The organism is Pelosinus fermentans DSM 17108, from assembly GCF_000271485.2.
Taxonomy (GTDB): domain Bacteria; phylum Bacillota; class Negativicutes; order DSM-13327; family DSM-13327; genus Pelosinus; species Pelosinus fermentans.
Genome location: NZ_AKVN02000001.1, coordinates 3,540,936 through 3,559,237, shown reverse-complemented (window position 1 = coordinate 3,559,237; position 18,302 = coordinate 3,540,936). Strand labels below are relative to the sequence as shown.

At 37.4% G+C, this 18,302-nt stretch carries 18 protein-coding genes; 13 read left to right on the top strand and 5 right to left on the bottom strand.

Annotation, left to right across the window (positions count from 1 at the left end):
- The first annotated feature begins 47 nt into the window (after window positions 1-47).
- The 5 genes from FR7_RS16510 (at window position 48) to FR7_RS16490 (ending at window position 5,583) form a co-directional block, all read left to right on the top strand.
- A complete protein-coding gene (locus FR7_RS16510; RefSeq protein WP_007933445.1) occupies window positions 48-1,010 on the top strand; it encodes an AEC family transporter in 963 nt (320 codons plus the stop codon).
- Window positions 1,011-1,266: 256 nt separating this feature from the next.
- Complete coding sequence (locus FR7_RS16505; RefSeq protein ID WP_007933444.1) at window positions 1,267-1,962, top strand: TorD/DmsD family molecular chaperone; 696 nt, start codon at window positions 1,267-1,269, stop codon at window positions 1,960-1,962.
- A 162-nt stretch (window positions 1,963-2,124) separates the two neighbouring features.
- The gene (locus FR7_RS16500; protein WP_007933443.1) at window positions 2,125-4,500 is read left to right on the top strand and encodes a DMSO/selenate family reductase complex A subunit; all 2,376 of its coding nucleotides are present in this window, start codon (window positions 2,125-2,127) and stop codon (window positions 4,498-4,500) included.
- A gap of 20 nt (window positions 4,501-4,520) precedes the next feature.
- On the top strand, window positions 4,521-5,102 hold the full coding sequence (locus FR7_RS16495) for a DMSO/selenate family reductase complex B subunit (protein WP_007933442.1): 582 nt from the start codon (window positions 4,521-4,523) through the stop codon (window positions 5,100-5,102).
- A gap of 64 nt (window positions 5,103-5,166) precedes the next feature.
- Window positions 5,167-5,583, top strand: a complete 417-nt coding sequence (locus FR7_RS16490; protein ID WP_007933441.1) for a PepSY domain-containing protein — start codon at window positions 5,167-5,169, stop codon at window positions 5,581-5,583.
- Between the two features lie 127 nt (window positions 5,584-5,710).
- Here FR7_RS16490 and FR7_RS16485 read toward each other — a convergent pair whose 3' ends face one another.
- The gene (locus FR7_RS16485; protein ID WP_007933440.1) at window positions 5,711-5,923 is read right to left on the bottom strand and encodes a DUF6471 domain-containing protein; all 213 of its coding nucleotides are present in this window, start codon (window positions 5,921-5,923) and stop codon (window positions 5,711-5,713) included.
- Between the two features lie 159 nt (window positions 5,924-6,082).
- On the opposite strand from FR7_RS16485, the gene FR7_RS16480 reads away from it, so the two are divergent.
- Window positions 6,083-6,376, top strand: a complete 294-nt coding sequence (locus tag FR7_RS16480) for a hypothetical protein (protein WP_007933439.1) — start codon at window positions 6,083-6,085, stop codon at window positions 6,374-6,376.
- A 178-nt stretch (window positions 6,377-6,554) separates the two neighbouring features.
- The gene (locus FR7_RS16475; RefSeq protein ID WP_007933437.1) at window positions 6,555-6,830 is read left to right on the top strand and encodes a hypothetical protein; all 276 of its coding nucleotides are present in this window, start codon (window positions 6,555-6,557) and stop codon (window positions 6,828-6,830) included.
- A gap of 257 nt (window positions 6,831-7,087) precedes the next feature.
- Here the strand turns inward: FR7_RS16475 and htpG are convergent, their stop codons facing one another.
- From htpG to FR7_RS16455, 4 genes are all read right to left on the bottom strand, one after another.
- Entirely contained in the window at window positions 7,088-9,049 is a 1,962-nt protein-coding gene (gene htpG / locus FR7_RS16470; RefSeq protein ID WP_007933436.1) for a molecular chaperone HtpG, read from the bottom strand.
- 295 nt (window positions 9,050-9,344) lie between these two features.
- Window positions 9,345-11,009: a PAS domain-containing sensor histidine kinase gene (locus FR7_RS16465; protein WP_007933429.1), complete on the bottom strand. Its 1,665-nt coding sequence runs from the start codon at window positions 11,007-11,009 to the stop codon at window positions 9,345-9,347.
- Between the two features lie 364 nt (window positions 11,010-11,373).
- Window positions 11,374-12,543, bottom strand: a complete 1,170-nt coding sequence (locus tag FR7_RS16460) for a GNAT family N-acyltransferase (protein WP_007933427.1) — start codon at window positions 12,541-12,543, stop codon at window positions 11,374-11,376.
- A 227-nt stretch (window positions 12,544-12,770) separates the two neighbouring features.
- A complete protein-coding gene (locus tag FR7_RS16455) occupies window positions 12,771-14,438 on the bottom strand; it encodes an ATP-binding protein (RefSeq protein WP_007933425.1) in 1,668 nt (555 codons plus the stop codon).
- Between the two features lie 491 nt (window positions 14,439-14,929).
- Here FR7_RS16455 and FR7_RS16450 point away from each other — a divergent pair, with 491 nt between their 5' ends.
- The 6 genes from FR7_RS16450 to FR7_RS16430 all read left to right on the top strand — a co-directional run bounded on the left by FR7_RS16450 (window position 14,930) and on the right by FR7_RS16430 (window position 18,293).
- The gene (locus FR7_RS16450; RefSeq protein WP_007933423.1) at window positions 14,930-15,184 is read left to right on the top strand and encodes a LysR family transcriptional regulator; all 255 of its coding nucleotides are present in this window, start codon (window positions 14,930-14,932) and stop codon (window positions 15,182-15,184) included.
- A 5-nt stretch (window positions 15,185-15,189) separates the two neighbouring features.
- Complete coding sequence (locus tag FR7_RS16445) at window positions 15,190-15,816, top strand: LysR substrate-binding domain-containing protein (protein WP_007933421.1); 627 nt, start codon at window positions 15,190-15,192, stop codon at window positions 15,814-15,816.
- A 148-nt stretch (window positions 15,817-15,964) separates the two neighbouring features.
- Entirely contained in the window at window positions 15,965-16,681 is a 717-nt protein-coding gene (locus tag FR7_RS16440; RefSeq protein WP_007933419.1) for a 2-phosphosulfolactate phosphatase, read from the top strand.
- 23 nt (window positions 16,682-16,704) lie between these two features.
- Entirely contained in the window at window positions 16,705-17,199 is a 495-nt protein-coding gene (locus FR7_RS16435; protein WP_237769542.1) for a L,D-transpeptidase, read from the top strand.
- Window positions 17,166-17,309 carry a L,D-transpeptidase gene (locus FR7_RS24250; protein ID WP_237769541.1) on the top strand — a complete coding sequence of 48 codons (144 nt, stop codon included), beginning with the start codon at window positions 17,166-17,168 and terminating at the stop codon, window positions 17,307-17,309. The genes FR7_RS16435 and FR7_RS24250 overlap by 34 nt, the downstream gene beginning before the upstream one ends.
- Before the next feature lie 339 nt (window positions 17,310-17,648).
- Entirely contained in the window at window positions 17,649-18,293 is a 645-nt protein-coding gene (locus tag FR7_RS16430; RefSeq protein WP_007933410.1) for a L,D-transpeptidase, read from the top strand.
- Window positions 18,294-18,302: the final 9 nt, after the last annotated feature.

Here is an 18,302-nt window from a genome sequence, read left to right as displayed (position 1 = left end):
AGAATAGAACATAAATGGTGTATAAGTGATAAAAAAGAGGTTCGATCATGGATATAAAGTTAAAATTGGTATATGTTTTTATGGATCTTTTACTTCCCCTCATGCTGGGGTACTTTTTTCGACGCAGGCAATACTTGAGCGAGAAAAATTGTGATAAATTGATCGTAGTTAATATTCTAGTAATCTCTACGGCTTTATCCATTCTTAGTTTCTGGGCTTTACCTTTGAGATGGGAGTTAATGTGGCTGCCCTTTTTTGGAATCCTGCTGAGTATCATTCCTGGAACTGCTGCCTATTTTGCATCAAAAAACAAGTATACGAATTGTCTGGAGAAAGGAAGCTACTTAGCGTCGGCGATTTTATCCAATTCTGGAACCCTGGGCGGGCTTTGTGCCTATATTATATTTGGAGAAGCGGCTTTTGCCTACACGCAGATCGTTGGCTTAGCGCAAAATTTAGTATTGTTTTTATTTTGTTTTCCTATGGCACAGTATTATCAGCAGCAAAGCTGCTCTGCAATAGAAAAACAAAAAATTACGTTTGCTTCTATGTTTTTGAATCGGAATCAGTTACCGGTTGTAGGACTCATCATTGGCATAATCCTCTGCGTAAGTGGCGTGCCGCGTCCTGTCTTTTTTGGTGCAGTATTCGACCCTTTGGTACATATTGCAGCCTGGACGGCTTTGATTCCAGCAGGATATAGTATTAACTTTTCAGGAATGAAAGAGTATTATAGCTCTACTTTTGATCTGGTACCGATAAAGCTTGTAATTACGCCGATAATCGGATACCTGTTAGCTCGGGAGGTTTTTAATGATCAAGCTTTGCTTGGTACGATTTTGATTTTAGCCAGTGTACCTACAGGAATAAATGCCATTGTGACCGCCAGGCTGTATGGTCTGAATTTACATGTCTCTGGTGCAGCCTTTGTATTAACTACAGCAGTCTTTTTAGTGCTGGTGTATCCGATATTGTTTTTTTGGATTACAACGAGCAGTTTGGTTCATTGAATTTAAAATAATGCGTTTGCGGAAAAAAAGAGTGTAGCGATTGACTAGATTAGGAGTCTATGCTACTGTTATGATAATGTGTATTTTATCTTTCGTATTCGGTGCCCCTTTCATTTCTTATATAAAATTAATTTTTTGACATGAATTTAAATTTGCTAAATGGCTGGTCAGAATAGACTGAAGGCTAAGATTATCTTTACGATAATCTTAGCCTTTTTTGTTAGTGTAGAAATATTATAAAGTTTGGAGGATCGTAATGAATAAAGAGTTATTAATCCAATGGCTGCAAGAGCGTCAAATAACTTATTATTTGCTAACCAGCCTATACCAGGCCACACCTACCAGTGATTTGCTGAAAACGTTATCTCAAAACCAAATACTGGCTAGTTGGTGTGAAGAGTATGCACGAATTGAAGAGCAGGAGCAATTCGATCTATATACAGCCCTCAAAGGGATGCAGGATGAATTAGATAGTAATAGTAGCAATCTTGCTGGCTATCTGGAAGGGTTACAAGCTGATTTTGACCGATTATTTGTCGGTCCTGGTCACTTGGAAGCGCCGCCCTGGGAGTCGGTATATCGTTCTAAAGAGAGACTGGTGTTTGGCGAACAAACAGTAGCTGTACGAGAGATTTACCGTTCCTTTGGCTTAAAAAGTAATAAACATCATAATGAGCCTGATGATCATATTAGCTTAGAATTGGAATTTATGGCTTGGCTCTGTAAACAAGCTGCAGACCCTCATATAAGCGTGGAAGATCGTATTCTTTATATTTCCGGACAAACTCGTTTTTTAAACGAGCATTTATTGGAATGGGTTCCTGCCTTATGTAATGATATAGAAAAAGCCGCCGAGTCAGAATTTTTTCGCGGTCTGGCTTTTCTAACAACTCAATGGCTTAAAGAGGATGCTGTTGAAACAGAAAGTATTTTAAAGATATTGGTAAAATAGATATATATTGACAATTCGCTTACACTTTGCTATGATGATTTCAATTAAATGATACTACGATATTGCAGTAGGTTGACCGGAAGAAAAGCTGGAGACGTAAATGTCTTTAGCTTTTTATTTTTATTTAACCATAGATTTAAATGTATGAGAGGGATGAAGAGGATGTCAAACCCAGAAGTACTATGGAAGCACCCTATCACGCGACGAAAATTTTTAACATTAGGGGCAGCAGTAGCCGGATTGGCAACAGGGAGTTACTTATTTTGGAAAGATGGATTCACCCTGACAGCAGTTACTGGCGAAGAAGTAATATCTGAAAAAATTGTGCGTACCTCAGGCAGTCACAATTGCGGGGGTCGATGCTTAATTCAGGTACATGTTCGAGATGGGCGAATTGTTCGCATTTCTACAGAGGATGATATTGCTGATACACCAGAAAAACCTCAGTTGCGCGGCTGCTTGCGCTGCCGTTCTTATCGGGAGCGGCTGTATCATCCCGATCGCCTTAAATATCCAATGAAACGGGCTGGAGCACGAGGCGAAGGTAAATTCGAACGTATTACTTGGGATGAAGCCCTGGATACCATTGCTAATCATATAAAGCGAATCGTACCGCAATATGGTCCGGATGCAATCTATTTACAATATGCCACAGGAAATGCTGGGAAAGTATCTGAACGAGTTTGGATGGGGCGGCTTATGGGAATGTATAGTGGGTATCTATCCTACTATGGAAGCTATAGCACTGCCTGCACCCAGATGGCTACGCCATATACTTATGGCACTGCCAATACCGGAAACAATCGAGAAGATTGGGTGAATTCCAAAATCATTATTTTATTGGGGTGGAATCCTGCTGAAACCATTCATGGGACTAATACGTCCTATTATTTAAAAAAAGCAAAAGCAGCAGGAGCAAAAATTATAAGTATTGATCCGATTTATTCGAATACGGCAATTAGCTTAGCCGATCAGTGGATTCCAATCCGCCCGACAACTGACAGTGCCTTACTTGATGCCATGGCTTATGTCATGATTATGGAAAATCTCCATGATCAACAATTCTTGGATACATACTCCCTTGGCTTTGATGAAGAACATATGCCACCTGGTGTCCCAGCTGGAAACTCATATAAAAGTTATGTACTAGGCGACAGTGAAGATCATATACCGAAGACGCCTGCCTGGGCAGAGGTCATTACTGGCATACCTCAGGAAACCATTATCCAGTTGGCGCGAGAATATGCCACAAATCGTCCGGGAGCGCTGATTGAAGGGTATGGACCACAACGGCACGCCTACGGTGAGCAAGTGGTGCGCAGCGGAACAGTGTTGGCGGCAGTGACTGGTAATGTTGGTGTAAAGGGTGGCTGGGCATCGGGTAATGGATATCAAGCACGTGGAAATTTTGTGGCATCCATTCCTTCTACAAATTTAAGTAAAGCGCAAATTTCGGTATTCAGCTGGCCTGATGCAATTACGCGTGGTAAGGGGATGGGACCTGAGCTGAGTGTGAAAGGTGTAGCACAATTAAACTCCAATATAAAAATGATATTTAATTTGGGTGGAAATTGTTTGGTAACACAACATGCTGATAATAATGGAACTGCTAAAATATTGGCAGACGAAAGTCTGGTAGAACTTCTTGTAGTGAGTGAGCATTTCCTTACACCCAGCGCAAAGTTCGCTGATATTCTTTTGCCAGCTGATAATATGATGGAACGTGATGATATCGTTACACCTTGGGGCTATGGTGATTATGTATTGTATATGAATAAGGCAGTTGATACTGTGTTTGAATGCCGTAATGGGTATGATTGGATTAGTGATCTTGCTTCTAGGCTGAATATTAAGGAGAAGTTCACAGAAGGCCGGACATTGGAACAATGGATGCGTTATCTTGTAGAGGAAACAGCCAAAAAGAATCCTGGGTTTCCAACTTATGAAGAATTTAAAGCAAAGGGAGTATATCGCTGGGAGCACAAAGAGCCAGCCATTGCTTTTCAAAAGCAAATTGAAGATCCAAAAAATAACTTGTTTCCTACACCTTCAGGAAAAATTGAAATTTTTTCACCCCGTTTGTGGAATATGAAAAATCTTCGTGAAATTCCTGCTGTCCCTAAATATGTTGCCGCTTGGGAAGGACCTGAAGACCCGATCAAGGAGACCTATCCACTTCAATGTATTGGACACCATTATAAACGAAGGGTGCATTCCACATTTGATAATGTGGGCTGGATGGAGGAAGTCGGGAAGCAGGAAGTATGGGTAAATACATTAGACGCAACTGAACGGGATCTGAAAAACGGTGATCTGGTAAAAGTTTATAATGACCGGGGCGTTATTGTATTGCCAGTTAAGCTTACCTCTCGCATCATGCCCGGAGTAGCATCTGTGCCGCAAGGCGCATGGTGGACTCCAGATGCCGAAGGCGTAGATCGACGGGGTAGTATCAATACATTGACTAAATATCACCCTACACCATTAGCTTTTGGCAATCCAACACATACAAATTTAGTGCAAATTACAAAGGCATGAAGAAAGGAGCCTGATACGATATGGGGAAACAGCTGGCATTTTATTTTGAACAGAAACATTGTGTAGGCTGCAAAACTTGTCAGATTGCCTGCAAAGATAAGAATGATTTGGCAGTGGGACAATTATTTCGAAAAGTGAATGAATTCGAAGGTGGCACTTATGAAAGAAAAGGTGCTGCTGTTATTCCTAATATATATGCTTTTTGGTTATCGATTAGCTGCAACCATTGTGTGAATCCAGTATGTGTGGAGCATTGCCCAACGGCAGCGCTGCAGAAACGGTCAGAAGATGGGATCGTCTATATTGAGCAAGATAGATGCATTGGCTGCCAACAGTGTGTTAACTATTGTCCTTATGATGCGCCGCAGTATAATCCAGCTACCCAAAAAGTAGGTAAATGTGACTTTTGCCGTGATTTGCTAAGTGAAGGTAAAGCACCAGCGTGCGTGTCTTCCTGCCCGTTGCGGGTATTGGACTATGGAACACTCGATGTGCTGCGGCAAAAATATGGAGCACTTAACCAGACCAATGGCATGCCGAGTGCAGATATTACTCAGCCGGCACTGGTGATTACCCCTCACCGTGATGCGATTTCTAAGTAAGGAGCAATTATCTTGAAAACAAAAGAATGAATTTTGTGCACTGCGAAAGGAAGGATTGGTTAAGATGAAATATTTTCAAGTTGTACGTAATTTGCATTTATGGCTGGGGCTAGCTCTGACTCTTTTTTTGTTAACAGAGGCGGTAACTGGTTTGATTCTTTCCGAACCGACTCTTATTGGAGCGGGAAAGACAGCTCATGTACAGCATTCTCACATTTCGACTGAAGAAAGAAAAATCCCCGCCAATATGAATCAAAACTTCACAGCGGAAGATTCAAGAAAAGCAGAAGAACATGCCAAACAAATATCCGGTGATGTAAGCTCTCTAGTCTTTATAAAGCAACTACACCAGGGAATTATCAATAGCCAAAACTTTCGCTGGATCGTCAATGTTTTAGCAATTGGGATTATAATCCTCACGCTCACCGGTCTCTATCTTTCTATACCATTAGTAAAAGCACAATTTAAAAATAAAACTTAAACCATGTTACGATAATAGATGAATTACATATCTGTTAAATAATTGCAGATGAAAAAATCCCTAAAGGTAAAAATAACTCCTGAAAATCAGTGAAATACTGAATTTCAGGAGTTGTCTGTATGCTAGCTTAGTCTGGATTTTTTCTCCATTCAATTTTAAGTCCTAAAACTTCGGCAATTTCCAAGGCTTCTTTATATTTTAATGTGCCTCGCGAAAGTTTGTTGCTCAAGTTTTGAACAGTGTCATTGCGATCAAATTTTTCATTTAGAGCTTGAACGAGATTGCTCATAGTCCAGCCCGACTGTACGATAATTGCTTTAATATCTTCTTTTACTCCCACGATATCACTCCTTCGCAATGATTATACCATAGGGTTTAAAGATAAGTAAAAGAGTTTAAAATAAAACTTGACAGTTTAAACTTATTGGTTTAATATTTAACTATGAAGTGTAAAAACTGTAAGCGAATGATAAGGAATAAATAGTGAGGAGAGGATATTGTGAAAAAGAAAAACCTTTTTGAAAGTGCTATGGAATCGATGGAGATGGTTAGTCTAAACATACCGCTGCAGGAAGTATCAAGCGAATATTATTATTCTAATATAGCGGCTAAGGAATATGAGGGCGAACTACGTGCAGCGCTACCTCAAAGTTTACATTGGACATTATGTCAACTAATTGATAAACATAATGAAATGGAAGCTGCAAGTATAGCTCTTAGCTATAAGCAGGGATTTTCCGATTCAGTACGATTTTTTATGCAGGCATTATCCTGGGAGACATCGAGACGATAAGCTTTTGGAACGGTGGTTGCAATGTTTCTCTTACTCAAGGCAGAGGGCGATTGAACTAGCTTCTTTAGTTCGTCAAACAGGTTAAGCAGAACAACAAGGATTAGCACTGTTCATAAATAAGGACTTGTGATAGAATAAATTAAAATGTAACGGGGATTAAATATCTGGAGGGGTAAATGTGGAAAAAATATTACTGCAAATACTTGAAGGGCAAAGAAATTTATTTAATGAAATAGAAAAAATTAATCAACGATTAGACGATATGCCAACCAAAGCTGATTTAGATAAAGTCATTACGGAACAACAAAAGGATATAATCGCTATACTGGAACGAACAGCAACTAAGGAGTCCATAGCCGAGTTAAGTGACGACATTGAAGCGTTAAATCGAAGAATTTTTAAACAAGAGGCAAAGATCATCCGATTAGAAAGAGTAAAAGAAAAAAGAGCTTGAATATTTTTGCATGAATTGGAGTAATGGAACCCTGCCGTTGCTCCTTTAATTTTTGCTAATGAGTTTAAAAAGATTTATTATATAGTCATTACTATAAAGTTCGTTAAAAGATAAACGGTTAGGAGTATATAGGTAGTGAAAGCACATTATTCATAAGAGGAGGTTATACTATGAATGAAAAATTGCATATCGTTAGTGCATAAAAAAGCTTGAACCATTTTGAATATGGTTCAAGCTTTTTATAGTATCCTTGGGAACTATTTATCCTTACGTGCCATTAAGTTAGATACTTTATTAGCAAAGCTGATTGGATCTTCTGGGAGCAGACCTTCAATAAGCATTGCTTGTACGTATAATAGGTCGCAATAATCCTTGAAGGCTTCAGAATCAGGGGTTGCTTCGTGTAAATCTTTTAAGACAGTGAAGACATCATGATTTGGATTTAATTCCAGGATTCGGCTAGCCTTATACATGGTATTATTCATTTCTGATAAAATTTGCTCCATGGAAAGACTGATGCCGTTATCATCACTAACAAGACAAACCGCACTGGATTTTAATCGATTACTAATCTTAACATCAGCTATTTTCCCTTTCAAATGCTCTTTGATTGCTTTGATTAAGGATTCATTTTCTTTCAAAATCGCTTCTGTATCTTTTTTAGCTTCGGGGGAATCGATATCGTCCAGGTTTAGTTCGCCGCGGCTGATGGATTGGAATTTCTTCTCTTTATATTCCTGTAATGCATCAATCGTAAACTCATCAACCTGATCATACAGATAGAGAACTTCAATACCTTTTTCTTTCAGCAGTTCCATTTGTGGTAAACGCTCTACGGAAGCACGGTCTTTACCTGTAGCATAGTAGATGACTTTTTGATTTTCTGACATGCGTTCGATGTAATCATGTAAGGTTGTCAATTCTTCCGTTGCGTGGGAGGAAGAGAATAGTAATAAATCTTTTAATTTATCGCGACTTTGGAAATCTGTATAGGCTCCTACTTTAAGAGCTTTGCCAAATTCTTTCCAGAATTTTTCATAGGTAGGTCGCTCATTAGTGAGGAGATTTTCTAAGGTTTTCAGCACGCTTTTTTCAAGATTCTTTCCAATTAATTTTAACTGTTTGCTATGCTGCAGCAGCTCGCGAGATATATTGAGGGAAAAATCGGGAGAATCCACTAAGCCTTTCACAAATCGCAGATATTCAGGGAGGAGATCTTGGCAGTTGTCCATGATGAAAATCTGTTTTGAATAGAGGCGGATTCCAGAGGATGATTTTTGCGTGTACAAATCAAAAGGAGCACGAGAAGGAATAAACAATAGACTTGTGTATTCTACAGTGCCTTCTGCTTTGGAATGAATCAGTTTTAGAGGATCTTCCCAGTCGTGGAAGAGATTTTTGTAGAAGGTATGGTACTCTTCTGCCGAAATGTCATTCTTATTGCGAGTCCATAGAGGCGTCATGGAATTCAAGGTCCGAACCTCTACGGTCTGTGTTGCTGGAGCGTCTTCAATTACCTTGCCTTCTTCATCTTTGGGCTTTTCTTCCTTGATGAAGCTCATTTTAATAGGATAGCGGATATAGTCTGAATATTTTTTGATCAAATTTTCAATGGTGTAGCGGTCTAAGAAATTTTCTTTGGAGCCGTCAGCGGTAGTAAATTCATCATTGAGAGTGATAATAATGGTAGTACCTCGTGTTTCTTTTTCCACTTCTTCAATGGTGTATGTACCATCACCGCTGGATTGCCACTTAACCCCTTTGGCTTGTCCAGGAGCACGAGTGATCAAGGTGACTTTGTCAGAAACCATAAAAGCAGAATAAAAGCCAACGCCAAATTGACCGATTAGTTCATTATCGGTTGCTGTTTCTTTCTCTTTTAATTTTTCAAGAAAGGACTTAGTGCCTGATTTAGCGATGGTTCCAATATTTTCGACTACTTCGTCATAGGTCATACCAATACCATTATCTGAGATTGTTAGAGTATGTGTCGATTCATCAGGGACAATGAAAATTTCAAAGTCGGATTGTCCTTCTAATAGATCATGATTGGTTAAGGATTCAAAACGAATTTTATCAATGGCATCGGAAGCGTTGGAGATCAGCTCTCGTAAAAAAATCTCCTTATTTGTATAAATGGAATGAATCATTAAGTCTAATAATTGCTTAGTTTCCGCTTGGAATTCTCTGGTTTGCTTATTAATTGGTTCTTGGCTCATGTAAGAAGTCTCCTTTTATAAAATTTATATGTACATTTTCTTTTATTAGCACTCTCTTTAAGTGAGTGCTAACTCTCTTTCTCTATAATACCTTGATTAGTATTTGAAATCAAATACTTTTTTTTCATTAAAATTAGGCAATAATAGCATTTTTTTACCATTTATATTGAATTTACTATAGAATTTATATATTTTGTGTGGTTCGCCCTTTTTAGACTGAAAATATATAGTTACTTTGCATATAAAAAAGCCCTTTCTCAAAAAGTGGTTTTTTTGATGAAAAGGACAATATATATTAATTTCCGAGATTAAAATATACAAAAAAAGTTGTTCCTTCATGACTGGTATTGATTTTAATAGTGGCATTGTGCCTGTGGGCTATTTGGTAACAGATGGGAAGTCCTAAGCCTGTGCCTGTATCTTTCGTAGTAATAAATGGTGTTCCTAATTTATCAAGTATGTGGGCGGGTATTCCCGTGCCCTGATCACTAATAGATAAAACAACCTTGTGATCTTCCAAGAAGGTGTGAATATCCAAGTTGCCGCCGGCTGGCATTGCTTCAATACTATTGCGTACCAAATTTAGCAGCAATTGACGAATTTCATTTTCATCCAATAGCAATTCGGGAACTGCACTAATGTTAAGATTTACAGATACTTTGGAAGCAGTGGCATCTGCCTGGATTAAGGGAAATAAAGCTTCAATAATAGTATTTAAAGAACATTGTTTAAAAATGACTAGCTTTTCCCTGGACAAAGAAAGGTACTCACGAATAATAGCATTAGCTCGATCTATTTCCTCGATCATTAGTTTGATTTTTTCTTTATCTTTTTGGTATTCATGCTTTCTATCCATCACTTGTAAATAACCTCGTACCGTAGTCATAGGATTTCTAATTTCATGAGCGACAGTGGCAGCCATGCTGCCTACCATATTCATCCTGTCAAATAAGGAGGACATTTGTTCCAATTTTTTTCGCAAAGTTATATCACGAATGATTCCTTGTAAGGCTGAGAGCTGACCGGATTTATCATAAATAGGAACACATTTTTGCTCAATCCATAGAATTGTTTTATCCTTTCGAACCAGGCGTAAAGTTAATGGTAATTCAATAGAGTATGGTAGATTATAGATGAAATCGTTAAACTGTGAATGTTCATCAGGATGTATCAAATCGAAAATTAAATTGTTGTTGGCGTAAAATTCTTCGGAGGTATAGCCAGTGAACATTAACGCAGACGGACTTATATACTCAATTCTTTTTTTAGGCTGTAGTTGATAAGAATAAATTACATCAATAGCATTCTCTGCTAACAAACGATATTGAGTTTCCTTATTAATTAAATCTGCTCTAGTTTTTTCTAAATATACCATTAAAGTACCAGTTGCTATGAAGAGGCGTATTACTCCACCAATTGTGTAAGCTAAAGGAAGATAATTTGAGCCGTTCATTATAAAAGGTGCAGTTAAATTGATAAGACTCCATAGTATGTAGGCATAGCCGGTAATATAACGACCAATTCCCTGCAGTTGTAAATTGCGTATATAAATTAAACCGACCCATATACCTATTAGGCAGCAGATGTAGATAGGTAGTAGTAATTTATAAACCAAGGAGGAAAAAAAGACGTTTAACCCGGCGCTTATGATGGAGAGCATAACTGTACCATATATCCACCATTTGTTAAATGGCTTATTCATAAAGCTATAAGTACCCCATACAAACAGCAGAACGCTGATAAAAATTAGCACTTGATATGCAGTTAAATATAAGGTGGATTGCTTCCATTGCAGAAGTCCTGCATCAAAAATAATATATCGTGAAAAAAGGATGAGCCAACTAATTACCCATATGCCCATGTATCGTTCACGATATAATAAATATAGGTATATGAAGACTAGAACGATCGAAATTGTTCCAATTGATGAACCAATTAACGATAAGTGAATAATATCCATGATTACTCCTACATCAGCTATTAAATATACATAAATTACCTTTCTATAAAAAAAACAAACTTCCTTCCAATGGTTTAACAATTTATGTAATAAATGATAATTATATGTCGTCTTAGGACTTTTTTGGTAAAAGAGATTAATGGCTAAGACTTTTCTATACTCTAATAGCGAGGAAGGTTTTTTTCATAAGACATGTAAAAGAGGGTACGTCATAAAAAAATATCAAATGATATAAAAAAAGAGGGGAAATTAACCTGAAGATAAGATCCTCTAGATTATTTTCCCTTTTTTTATTAGCTGGCCTCTGGTCTTTATGTTTTATTGATTACTTCAAGCGAGGTAGAAGAGTTATTGATGATTATTGTTACATATTAACCAACTTATTGGTTAGACTTCTCATAGTTTGTACAATCTTATGAGCAATATCGGGCTGGGAGTGGAAAAAGCGTGGGAAAGCCATACCAGACAATATTAAGATTTGGGTAGGAGTAATTGCAGCAATATCCTCTGTATTTTTATTGTGTTCTGTTAAGCCATTTGCGCCGAAGTGTTGTCCAGATACGGTATATTCTTTAATAGGGTGATGAAAAGTCAATGATTTTAGCTTTCCAGAAAGCAATATATTATAGGAATAGCTAATATCTCCTTGATTGGTAATGACATCTCCTGTATCGCATTGCACAAGACTGCCGCAAGAATGAAGGAATTTTTTTGCTTCTGTTTCTGATAATCCATGAAGTATGGCGATTGCTTCCATTGGCGGATGATGCAGAAACTTGCATACAATAGACCATAGCTCGTCCTCTGTAATGAGTTTACTATTTATAATTGGAGATTTTCTAACGAATTGTTTATGAAACCATTCAACGGCTTGAGTGTTTACAGTTCCTTTTTTACGCCGAGCTATGCGAAAAAGAGGAGAATTTACTGTTCGAAAATGTTGTATATCATCTGCGAGCATGACAATGGGTACCAATAAGCCGTAGCCAGGGTCAACAAAATTTTTGCTATAACGATGGAAACCCATTTGTTCATAAAGCCGCAATAAGTGAACATTGCAAGCACCAAAACCAAATTGGACCTCATTATTGCAGCAAATCTCATAACATTTTACTATAAGAAGATATAGTGCAGGTGAACTCCTATAAGAAGGAGCAACCATTACTTTTGTGATAAAGGCAAATTTGTGATCAACATTTTTCGTATAAGAACCTTGAAAATCATTCAAAGATAGAGTTAATGCTAGCTTTTCTGGAAAATCTTCAAGCGTTCCAATATTCAGCCGTGTAGTGGCAATTATTGTTGAGCCAATAGTTGCGTATAACAAAATAGTCCATTTGTCAAGTTCATCATATAGTAGTTTGTTCACAGGGTCTATATCTTCAAGATGCTTAGACATTTCTTCTACATAAGTTTGGTAACGAAAATGGTAAATTTCCCTTTTTTCTTCTGGGGTAACTGCTATACTAATTTTGATTGTGCTTTCTGGTGATTCTGTGATGTTTGTCATTGAGTTTGGATTGGTAGTTGTCATATTTTTCTCTCCTTCATAATAGTTATAGTAAGAACTTTAGCTATAAGGATCTTATATGTTCATAACTATCACCCCCTAATTAGGGGATACGGAGAGAAGGGATTTTAATCCTTGTAAAAACATGTAGAAAAATAGGATAAAAAGTAGATATATATATAATTTTGAAATGAAAAGCCCTTTTTCAGCATATATAAACTGAAAAAGGGCTTATGTATTAATTATGGCTTTTATGATATTTGTGGAGTGAAATAAACAAAAAAGGTAGTTCCTTCATGGCTGGTACTGATTTTAATTATAGCTTTGTGACGATGGGCTATTTGATAGCAAATAGGAAGACCTAAACCTGTACCAGTGTCTTTTGTAGTTATAAAAGGTGTGCCCAGCTTGTCGAGTATATGAGAAGGAATTCCTTCTCCCTGATCACTAATGGATAAAACAACCTTACAATCTTCCTGAAATGTGCGAATTAATAAATCACCACCTGCAGGCATCGCCTCGATGCTATTACGTACTAAATTCAGTAGTAGTTGCCGCAGTTCATTTTCATCTAGTAGTAACTCGGGAACAGGGGCAAGATCAAGATTGACATATACTTTTGAAGAAGTAGCATCTGCTTGAATTAAAGGGAATAATGCTTCTATTATACCGTTTAAAGAACATTGTTTTAAAATAACTAGCTTTTCTCTCGACAATGAAAGATATTCTTTGATAATGGAGTTGGCTCTATCAATTTCTTCAAGCATTAATTTGAATTTATCTTTATCCTTTTGATATTCGTGCTTTCTTCCCATCACTTGTAAATAACCGCGCACCGTAGTCATCGGATTGCGAATTTCATGAGCAACAGTTGCAGCCATACTGCCAACCATATTCATCCGATCAAATACAGAAGACATTTGTTCTAATTTCTTCCGCAAAGTGATATCGCGAATAATACCTTGTAATGCTATGAGATAACCGTTTTCATTATAGAAAGGGACACACTTTTGTTCAATCCATAGAGTAGTATTATCTTTTCGAACGAGACGCAATGTCAAAGGTATTTCAAGGGAGCATGGAAGATTAGTAATAAATTCATTAAATATAGAGATGTCATCAGGATGTATCAACTCTAATATTAAGTTACTATTTGCGTAATATTCTTCAGCAGAATATCCTGTAACTGTCAAAGCAGATGGACTTATATATTTAATTTTTCTTTCAGGAAAAAATTGATAAGAAAAGATGATATCAATAGCATTCTCTGCTAATAAACGATATTGGGTTTCCTTGTTTGTTAAATCCGTTCTGGTTTTTTCAAAGTATACCATTAGTGTACCGATTGCAATAGCAAAGCGTAATATTCCGCCAATGGCATAACCCCAGGGGGCAAACCATAAGATACTAATTGTAAAAGGCATAGAAAAATTGAGAAGGCTCCAAAGGATGTAAGCATAACCAGTAATTAAACAACCAATTCCCTTTAATTGTAAATGCTGTATAAAAGTTATGCCAGTCCATATACCTATAAAGCAGCAGATAAAAATAGGGAGCATTAATTTATAGACCAAGGATGAAAATAAGAAGCACAATATAGTACTTACTATAGAGACGAGAGCTGCACCATATAACCACCACTTACTAAAGGGTTTGTTCATAAAGCTGTGAGTACCCCATACAAACATTAGAACGCTAATAATTATTAGTATTTGATATATAAACATGCCCAGGGCGGACTGCTTCCAAGGGAGTATCCCTGAATCAAAAATTACATATCGTGAAAGAAGGATGATCCAGCTTATTGACCATATTCCCATGTAGCGTTCACGATATAATAGATATAAATAAATGTAAATAAAAACGATCGCAATGGTTCCAATTGATGAAGCCAATACTGATAAACGAACAATATCCATAAGTACTCCTATGATGGTTAATTTGACGCATACAAGCTATTCGTTCTACAAAAAGTATAAAACTTCCTTCTTACTTAGCGATTTAACATTTTAATTAATAAAAAATATAGAGATTGACAATCTATGCTAAAAATTAATTGCCTCTAAGTCAAAGATATTTAGTGTTTATTTAAATCTTTATAAAATTTGAATACCATTAATGGGAGGTATTATTTTACCAATCACGAATGTTTCTAGTGTTTGGTGGTAGAGGAATTTATTAGCAGACAAGAATCTGTTAATGTATTACAGAAAATATGTTGCTAGCTAGGACAGATAAATAGAGCTATGATTTATAAAGAGATGTTCTCAAAAAAATGATGATGCACATTTAAAAATGTTTTGAAGAAGAAATAGGAAAGTCATAGTTTATGGTTCTTAATTAGATTCTCTTAACTTGTACAAATAAAGTTGCTTCTAAAAAATATACAGAAAATATAGGAGGAAGAACTTTGGATATAAGAAATTTAGAATGTTTTATGGAAGTTGCCCGTCATAAAAGTTTTAGTAAAGCGGCAGAGATGATGTATATTTCCCAGCCCTCCATTAGCAGGGCGATTAAAGAGTTGGAAAGCCAATTTGGTGTTGTTTTATTCTATCGTGATACGAAGTCTGTGGAGCTGACGGATGCAGGAGAAATCATTTTGCAGCAGCACAACAAATTGTATCATCTTTTCAAAATATCACTTCTCAGCTCGGAGACTTAAGGAAAATGCAATCAGGGAAAATCTATATTGGTTTACCTCAAATTACTGCGATTACGACTTTTTCGAAGATGATCCATTCCTTTAGGAAAGAGTATCCTAATATTCATATTCAATTGTACGAGTTTGGTCCTAAGAAGGTAGAGGCGTCAATTCAAGACGGTCTTTTAGATATTGGTATATTTACACCTGCTGAAGATAATGAAATCTACGAAAAGATTTGGTTTGAGGAAGACCCTCTTGAAGTCGTTATGCACCCAACAAATAGGCTGGCCCAATATGAGGTTATGGATTATCATAAACTGATTGATGAACACTTTATTTTATACAATAACGAGTATCATTTACACGACATGATCATCAATGCATGTAAACAAGCTGGATTTCAGCCCAAGGTTATTTTGGAAACTTCACAACGCGAGTGGATGATGCAAATGGTAATGGACAATCTCGGTATTGCATTGCTGCCGAGCAAAATATGTAGAAGTTTGGATGCTAAGATCATTGCCTCTCGACCGTTTTCAGATCCTAAGCCATGGCTGCGATTGGCTTTAGTTTGGAAAAAGGGAAGATATTTATCCTTTGCTGCTCGTGAGTTCATACTATTTGCTAAAAAGCACTATGACTGTAGTTGAATTTTAAATACACTAGATCCATAATGTGAATACATTGGTGAGTTGATAAATATAGCTGCAAGGGATAAAATAGTATTTACAGATATACAAAGAAGTAATGGGTTTGTTATACATCTGTAGGATTTAGATAAAGGAGAAGAACAAATTAATGAAAATTGATGTTATACTTTTACCAAAAGAGACTGCTGCTCTGGATCTTTCTGATAGTGTTTGTATCGTTTTAGATATATTCCGTGCAACGACCACGATTGTCACTGCTCTTGCGAATGGGTGCAAAGCGATTACTCCCGCCTTATCCATTGAGGATGCACAGAAACTGGCTAGTCAAATAGGGGCAGTATTGTTTGCCGGTGAGCGGCAGTCGATAAAGATTGAGGGGTATGAGTTTGGAAACTCGCCTTTTGAATTTTGTAAGGAGAAAGTAACGGGTAGAAATATTGTCATGACAACTACGAATGGTACGATTGCCATAAAGGCAGCAGAAAAGGCATATCGTACATTCATCGGATCATTTGTGAATGCGAAAGCTGTTTGTAGGCAGGCAAAACAACATGGCAAAGATCTTGTAATTGTATGTGCTGGAACAGATGGGCTTTTTTCACTGGAAGACACCCTCTGCGCAGGATTGTTAGTTCAACTGCTTAAAGCGGAATGTGAAGTTACATTGAGTGACTCGGCTCTTGCAGCCTTACTGTTATATGCTCAAGCCAAGGATACGCTAGTTGAGACTGCTGTCCAAAGTCGAAATGGCAAACGATTATACGACTTGCGTCGTATGGATGATGTAGAATATTGTCTTAGCGCAGATTTGTTTACGATTGTACCTCAATATATAGCGGGAAAGATTGTGCTGGAAAATAAATAATAACAAAGTTGGTGTAATGACCAGTGAACAAGCAAGTAGTACTTGTCTTTAGTGCAATCATACTATTTAGTGGTTTCTTGCTCAGGGCTTCTGCAGTTGAAGCAGCTCCTGTGCCCCAATGGCAAGAAATCACAATGCAGCAAGATGTGGTTGTATTGGTAGAGAAAGCTGCTAATGCAATGACCGTATTTTATCAAGGGAATCCTGTGAAAAGGTTCTTATGCGTATCAGGTGTAAATACACAAGGTGACAAACAGAGGCAAGGGGATAATCGTACACCGGAAGGAACGTTTTTTATCACGGACAAAGAACTGTTACAGGATGACCCCTACCTGGGGCGTAAGTGGATTGGTTTAAGTTATCCTGACCCAGTCCATGCTCAAAAAGGAATGGAGCAGAATTTGATTAGTGTAAGCCAGTATCAGGAGATTATCTTGGCGAATGAGCAAAAGGTGCAGCCGCCTCAAGATACTGCACTTGGAGGATGGATCGGAATTCATGGGGACGAGATGATTTAACAGAAAAGAAGATCAATTGGACCGAAGGTTGCCTGGCATTGCAGGATGATGATTTAACGGAACTGTATAGAATGGTTCAGTATGGAACAACTGTGATTATTGTTGCTTAAGCAGCAGGGCTGATAGAGAGCAAGTCTTTTAAGAGTCGTTATTACTATACGATTCTTATTTTTTTGCAGATTTTTAAGGAGAAGCTCAAAACAAGGGATTCAACGTGTTGGAAGTATATGGGAAAATGATGACTGTTAAATATTTCTACAAGGAAAGGAATTTATTTATGACGAATAGATATGTTATGTCTAGTCTGCCGTGCAGAATCTTTTACACTATAAAAAGATTACAGTATCGTATGGACATTGAAGACGTTACTACCTGCAGTAAGAATGTGTTACCGAATCAGATCTGATTGGTATTACATAGTATCGGTGCTGCCCGAAAGGAGAAATTAAATGAGAATCTTGATGATGGTTGCGCTGTTACTTAGTTACTTTCAAGCCGTTGTTTGGGCTTCGCCTGAAATTCGTATTAACATTCCTGAGCTGATGCTAAGGGTATACGATAATGGCAAGTTGGTCAAAGAATATCCTGTTGCCCTGGGGACCTCTTATGAAAAGACCCCTGTGGGTAATTATAAGATATCTTACAAAGAACAAAATCCTACATGGATTCCTGGTTCTGGTTTTTCCGATAAGACCCCAGTGCCTCCAGGACCAGATAATCCTCTGGGCAGCCGATGGATGGAATTTAGCCCTGGTTATGGAATTCATGGTACCAATAAAGATTGGGATATCCAATATCCTGTTTCTGGTGGGTGTATCCGCATGCACAATACTGACGTTGAAGAATTATATGAATTGGTAGATGTGGAGACACCTGTAACGGTTACTTACCAGACCTTGATTCTAAAAGAACGCAATAAGTCCATTTATCTTACCGTTTTACCTGATATCTATCATAATAATGACGCCAGCAAAGCAAAAGTTTCAGAACTATTTAAGCCTTACGCTAAAAAGTATAAACTCCTTACTAATTGGGATTTGCCCAATGATCAAGTGCGTCATGAAATCAAAATCGGGGAGCGAGGTAAAGGCTAGTCGAACATT

Bases quoted from the DNA above. Each gene is read 5' to 3' on its own strand.
- FR7_RS16430 (WP_007933410.1), top strand. From the start codon at position 17,649: ATGAGAATCTTGATGATGGTTGCGCTGTTACTTAGTTACTTTCAAGCC.
- FR7_RS16440 (WP_007933419.1), top strand. From the start codon at position 15,965: ATGAAAATTGATGTTATACTTTTACCAAAAGAGACTGCTGCTCTGGAT.
- FR7_RS16495 (WP_007933442.1), top strand. From the start codon at position 4,521: ATGGGGAAACAGCTGGCATTTTATTTTGAACAGAAACATTGTGTAGGC.
- htpG (WP_007933436.1), bottom strand. From the start codon at position 9,049: ATGAGCCAAGAACCAATTAATAAGCAAACCAGAGAATTCCAAGCGGAA.
- FR7_RS16445 (WP_007933421.1), top strand. From the start codon at position 15,190: ATGCAATCAGGGAAAATCTATATTGGTTTACCTCAAATTACTGCGATT.
- FR7_RS16460 (WP_007933427.1), bottom strand. From the start codon at position 12,543: ATGACAACTACCAATCCAAACTCAATGACAAACATCACAGAATCACCA.
- FR7_RS16465 (WP_007933429.1), bottom strand. From the start codon at position 11,009: ATGGATATTATTCACTTATCGTTAATTGGTTCATCAATTGGAACAATT.
- FR7_RS16510 (WP_007933445.1), top strand. From the start codon at position 48: ATGGATATAAAGTTAAAATTGGTATATGTTTTTATGGATCTTTTACTT.
- FR7_RS16455 (WP_007933425.1), bottom strand. From the start codon at position 14,438: ATGGATATTGTTCGTTTATCAGTATTGGCTTCATCAATTGGAACCATT.
- FR7_RS16500 (WP_007933443.1), top strand. From the start codon at position 2,125: ATGTCAAACCCAGAAGTACTATGGAAGCACCCTATCACGCGACGAAAA.
- FR7_RS16490 (WP_007933441.1), top strand. From the start codon at position 5,167: ATGAAATATTTTCAAGTTGTACGTAATTTGCATTTATGGCTGGGGCTA.
- FR7_RS24250 (WP_237769541.1), top strand. From the start codon at position 17,166: ATGGATCGGAATTCATGGGGACGAGATGATTTAACAGAAAAGAAGATC.
- FR7_RS16505 (WP_007933444.1), top strand. From the start codon at position 1,267: ATGAATAAAGAGTTATTAATCCAATGGCTGCAAGAGCGTCAAATAACT.